Below are 4,789 nucleotides of genomic sequence, written 5' to 3'. Positions count from 1 at the left end.
TGTCGCACAATCTTTGTGCGGTATTGCCATAAAAGGAGGTTTCTGATGAAAATTTTATTGATTCGTCATGGTGATCCGGATTATGAAAAAGATTCTTTGACGGAAAAAGGCTGGCACGAAGCAGAACTGCTGGCACAGCGTATGGCAGAACTGAAAATTCAATCGTTTTATGTTTCTCCGTTGGGGCGTGCCAAAGACACGGCTTCCTGCACACTGAAAAAAATGGGGCGGGAAGCAGAAGAATTGGCGTGGCTGCGGGAATTCCATGCACCGATTCCGGATTTCCACACGGGAGAACCTCGTATTCCGTGGGATCAGCTTCCTGCTGACTGGACCGCAGAGCCGAAATATTATGACAATATCCGCTGGGCAGAAACTTTGCCAATGCTGGAAGGACATGTGATCGATGAGGCGAATCGTGTCTGGAATGGGCTGGACGAAGTACTGGCAAAGCACGGATATGTCCGGAACGGCAATTATTATGATGCTGTATCTCCCAATGAGGATACATTGGCGTTTTTCTGCCACTTCGGCGTTACATGCGTCATGTTAAGTCATCTGCTGGGGATTTCCCCTATGATCTTGTGGCATGGCTTCTGTGCGGCTCCAACTTCTGTTACTTCTCTGATTACCGAGGAACGGCGAAAGGGTGTGGCACTGTTTCGCATGAATGCTTTCGGTGATACGGCTCACCTGTTTGCCAATCATGAGGAGCCGGCATTTGCAGCAAGATTCTGTGAAACCTTTGCCAATCAGGAACAGCGGCACGACTAAAGAAACACCGAGCAAAGCTTGTGGTAAGATGCGTCGTCAGATTTTTCGGCAGATTGCGTGCAAAGCCGTCAGGCTGGCTTTATGCAGTGTTTCCCTAAGACTGCCCTGTACAACGTATATCACATAGAGTAATTTACAGCTGTTATTGTCTGTTCTTTCAGGCGGCAACAGCTGTTTTTTTACGCAATTTCCGGCAAATACAGACTTTTTTCAAAAACCTCTTGACAAATCCACGGATATAGTGTACTATATAGCTAGTGAACTAGTCACCCAGTCAATTGGAAAGGAGCAGGCAAATGAACTTTCAGGCAAACTACCCCATTTATCTGCAAATCGCTGAAGACATCAAGCGTCGCATTGTCATCGGCGAATTAAAGGCAGGCGATAAACTGCCGTCCAATGCAGAACTTGCTCTTGCCTACCAAGTAAACCCCAATACGGTACAGCGAATCTATCGCCAGCTGGAGGCAGAGGGCATCTCCTATACCAAACGCGGCATCGGCACGTTCCTCATGGAAAATCCGGAAATGCCGGAGCAGCTGCGGCAGGAGATCGGCGAGAAACTAAGTGCACAATTTCTCGCCCAGATGGCAACTTATCATTTTTCCAAAGAAGAAATCATACACTTGCTGGAAGCACAGGCACAGCAACAGGAGAAAGAAGGCACATCATGCTGAAATTTGAACATGTTACAAAAGTTTACGGCGGGAAAAAGGCTCTCAATGATCTGAGCATCTCTTTCCAGTCCGGTCATGTCTATGCACTGGTCGGTCCCAACGGCAGCGGAAAAAGCACAATGATGAAAGCTGCTGCCGGTCTGGTAAAGGTAAACACCGGCAGCGTTACCTATCAGGATATGCCGATTGGTGTGGAATCCAAAAAGCATATTTCTTACATGAGCACGGAGCCATTTTATTATGATTATATGAAGATTCGCGATGTGGGACAGTTTTATGCGGACTTTTTCGAGGATTTCGACGAATCTCGGTTCGCTTCCCTGCTGCAATTCATGCAGCTGACACCGGATCTGAAAGTCAAGGCGTTGTCCTCTGGCATGGCGGCAAAGCTGAAAATTGCGGCAACACTTTCCCGCAATGCGGAAGTCTGCATGTTGGACGAACCGCTGAATGGCATTGATCTAATCGGACGTGACCAGATCATTCAGAGTATCCTTCGTGCTGCCAATCCCAACGCAACCATTCTGATTTCCAGTCACCTGTTTGACGAACTGGAACCGATCGTAGACCATATCGTTATGATGGCTAACGGTTCTCTGGTGCTGGAGGGCGAACTGGAAGAAATTCGCACACGGTATGGGAAGTCGATTTCCGATTTGTATCGGGAGTATTTTTCCGGTGTTTCGCAGCCGGCATTTCCGCAGAATCCGCCGGTCAATCCGACTGTATAACTCTATAACGTAAAGGAGAATTTGATTATGGGTACTTTGTTAAAATATGAATTCCGCCGTTCCCGTGTGATTTTTCTGGGGATTATCGGCGTAACGCTTCTGGTAGAACTGCTGTATCTGGTTGGCTGGTGCTTCAAGCTTGAAACACCACTGCTTCTGGGAATCATCGGTGGCGTGCTCTGTCTGGCATTCGGGGCAATGGCAATCTTGCTCTATGGAGTTATCATGTTCAACGACGACATTTCCAAAAAGCCGGGTTATCTGCTCTTTTCCACACCGCGGAGTGCTGCCCAGATCGTTGGAGCAAAGCTGCTCATGACATTGCTGGCACTGTTGGGGATCACAGTTCTGTTTACCCTGCTGATCGCAGTGGATGTCTTTCTGGCATTGCAGAGAAATGGGACTTCGGTTGTTGCTCTGCTGTCCATGTTTGATGCTTCGATCACAGAAAGCGGTCTGAAAGATGTTCTGTTCAACGGCTATAACTTTTTCGGATTGGCAATGTACATTCTGAATATGGTGATCTCGTTTATTTTCCAGGTCATTGCAGCATATGTTGTGATTACTCTGCTGAAAACTGTAATGGGCAATCAGAAAGGACGCACCATTCTGGCAGTGATTCTCTGGTTTGTGATTATCAATGCGGTCAGCATGTTGGGCGGACTGTTCACAACGCATCTGGCTTCTGGTCTGGATAACGAAGGAAAAATTATGTTCACACAGGAAAGCGGACTATCCAGCACAGTGTTCTTGGGAGATTTTCTCCACGTGTTGTTTCAGCCGGCAATGTATCTGCCGACTATGCTGCTCTGCATTGCAGGCTCTGTAGCGGGTTACCTGCTGACTGTATGGATGATGGAAAAGAAGCTGAGCGTATGAGTATGCACAAACGCAAAAAGCCGATTCTGCCGGAACAGGAATTTCCGGAGAAAAAATGCGTTCTTATCGGTATTGTCATTGGTGTATCTCTCGGGCTGCTGTTGGGCGTGACTTGCGGAAGCTTACTATGCGGAAGTTTGCCGTTGGGAATCTGCATTGGCGGAGCCGCCGGATTTTGTCTGGGGCTTGCCGTTGGTACAGCATTTCAGAAAAAACAATCGTAAATCAGAACACCGCACAAAGCTGCTGAATTTGCTTTGTGCGGTGTTGTTTTATTTGGTCAGATAATGTTCGTACAAGGGAATGGCTTGGTGAATGGCAAAAGTGGTGCGATACCGATATTCTGCCAAATCCGACTGCATCTCTGCAATGGCGGAATTGATGTATCCGACATGTTCCTTTTCTTCCTCGTAGAATGTCACATGATCGCCCTCGCTGGTTTCCGCTGCCTGCAGAGCAATTTCCAGATTACAGTCATTGGATTCGGCATAATCCAAAGCCGATTTTTCTGCACCAGTCTGCACTTGTGCTACCAGTTTCTCTACAGCAGAAGCACTGTCCCGATATGCCATTAAAATGGTGTTGTTGGAAATTTTCGTAATTGTATCGTAGACGTTTTTCACTGTACCGTCATCATCAGTATAGGTATACCGCGGAATCCAGAATGGCAGACAATAAGACACTGACAGATTTTTTGAATCGGCATATTTCTGGGCAGTTTCTATAAATTTTATCTGTTGGTATCGGGCACTGTCATTGTTTTTCCAGTTAAATTCGGAATTCGTCCAGACTTCTACATCATAGGAAACACCGGCAATTCGAGCATCTGCATCGACTAATTGGTTGTATTCTTCTACACGGTCAAAGACACGGTAAATGGCGGTCTGGTAAGTATCTTCATACAGCCATGTTTTTTCGCCAGTCAGCAGGTAAACTTTCATGTTGCGGGCGTAGGCATTCTTTACAAAAGTTGCTACCATGTCTGCATTGTTCACCAGTTTATTGGCACCAATAGAGTAGTAGATCTCCGTAATGCCGTAAAATTCCATGGCATCTAAGAATTGATTCTGCACTGTCGTATTATTATCGATTCCGTAAAGCGCTGCCTTGCTGCCCTTCCAGTACCATGTTGCCCGATTCATGTTGGTTTCTGTATTGACCACATAAACATCCTTGGTTGCGGCATTGTACAGATATTGTGTGGTGTCTGATAAGCCAATAGCATCGGAATGTACCAGATAGAATCGATCGACCGAATAATCCAGCGGACGGCCCATTTTTTCCTCAATGGCACTTTTCAGTTCTCCTGCGATTTGATAGTTGTATTCCGATTTGGAAATATAACCGTTCTGAACGGCATCAGCATATGTCATGCCAACCAGTTTTTCCAATGGGCTGTTCTCTGCCGGCGAAACCAACGCCTGTCGCATCAAACAAAGGTCTTGTGCGTCCAGCTTTTCGTCTGCTGAAAAATCTCCCGCCTGCCAGTCGGCAAGCTTTGTGTTTGACTCTGCCAAAAGCCACTTTTGCAGAGAAACTATATCCGCTGTGGAAAATTTGCCGTCTGCGTTGACATCACCTTTTCCCTCTGTCGCAGATACCGGCGAATATGGCATGGAATAGGCTGTCAACAGGAATGCGAAAATCATCGCCAGTGTTTTTTTCATAGATTTTATTTCCTCTCAATAAAATAACCTAAGGCAATACCGCACAAAGAGCGTCTGGCGA

General features: G+C 46.6%; 6 protein-coding genes. 5 read left to right on the top strand and 1 reads right to left on the bottom strand.

Annotation, left to right across the window (positions count from 1 at the left end; translation table 11 throughout):
- Positions 1–45 precede the first annotated feature (45 nt).
- From RUMCAL_RS07835 to RUMCAL_RS07815, 5 genes are all read left to right on the top strand, one after another.
- Positions 46–774 carry a histidine phosphatase family protein gene (locus tag RUMCAL_RS07835; RefSeq protein ID WP_021682184.1) on the top strand — a complete coding sequence of 243 codons (729 nt, stop codon included), beginning with the start codon at positions 46–48 and terminating at the stop codon, positions 772–774.
- A 296-nt stretch (positions 775–1,070) separates the two neighbouring features.
- Positions 1,071–1,451: a GntR family transcriptional regulator gene (locus RUMCAL_RS07830; RefSeq protein ID WP_021682182.1), complete on the top strand. Its 381-nt coding sequence runs from the start codon at positions 1,071–1,073 to the stop codon at positions 1,449–1,451.
- Positions 1,445–2,182 (top strand): ABC transporter ATP-binding protein, encoded by a 738-nt coding sequence (locus RUMCAL_RS07825; RefSeq protein ID WP_021682181.1) that lies wholly within the window; start codon positions 1,445–1,447, stop codon positions 2,180–2,182. The genes RUMCAL_RS07830 and RUMCAL_RS07825 overlap by 7 nt, the downstream gene beginning before the upstream one ends.
- A 27-nt stretch (positions 2,183–2,209) precedes the next feature.
- A complete protein-coding gene (locus RUMCAL_RS07820) occupies positions 2,210–3,061 on the top strand; it encodes a hypothetical protein (RefSeq protein ID WP_021682180.1) in 852 nt (283 codons plus the stop codon).
- Positions 3,058–3,285 (top strand): hypothetical protein, encoded by a 228-nt coding sequence (locus RUMCAL_RS07815; protein ID WP_021682179.1) that lies wholly within the window; start codon positions 3,058–3,060, stop codon positions 3,283–3,285. Before RUMCAL_RS07820 ends, RUMCAL_RS07815 begins: the two co-directional genes overlap by 4 nt.
- 48 nt (positions 3,286–3,333) lie before the next feature.
- On the opposite strand, the gene RUMCAL_RS07810 is transcribed toward RUMCAL_RS07815, so the two are convergent.
- Positions 3,334–4,728 carry a dockerin type I repeat-containing protein gene (locus tag RUMCAL_RS07810; protein ID WP_021682178.1) on the bottom strand — a complete coding sequence of 465 codons (1,395 nt, stop codon included), beginning with the start codon at positions 4,726–4,728 and terminating at the stop codon, positions 3,334–3,336.
- Positions 4,729–4,789 lie beyond the last annotated feature (61 nt).

It is taken from the genome of Ruminococcus callidus ATCC 27760, assembly GCF_000468015.1.
Classification (GTDB): Bacteria; Bacillota; Clostridia; order Oscillospirales; family Ruminococcaceae; genus Ruminococcus_C; species Ruminococcus_C callidus.
Note: the sequence above shows the minus strand (reverse complement) of the source record. Positions and strands in the feature narration are given on the sequence as shown.

Coding starts and splice junctions, on each gene's coding strand:
- RUMCAL_RS07835 (WP_021682184.1), top strand. CDS start 46: ATGAAAATTTTATTGATTCGTCATGGTGATCCGGATTATGAAAAAGAT.
- RUMCAL_RS07830 (WP_021682182.1), top strand. CDS start 1,071: ATGAACTTTCAGGCAAACTACCCCATTTATCTGCAAATCGCTGAAGAC.
- RUMCAL_RS07825 (WP_021682181.1), top strand. CDS start 1,445: ATGCTGAAATTTGAACATGTTACAAAAGTTTACGGCGGGAAAAAGGCT.
- RUMCAL_RS07820 (WP_021682180.1), top strand. CDS start 2,210: ATGGGTACTTTGTTAAAATATGAATTCCGCCGTTCCCGTGTGATTTTT.
- RUMCAL_RS07815 (WP_021682179.1), top strand. CDS start 3,058: ATGAGTATGCACAAACGCAAAAAGCCGATTCTGCCGGAACAGGAATTT.
- RUMCAL_RS07810 (WP_021682178.1), bottom strand. CDS start 4,728: ATGAAAAAAACACTGGCGATGATTTTCGCATTCCTGTTGACAGCCTAT.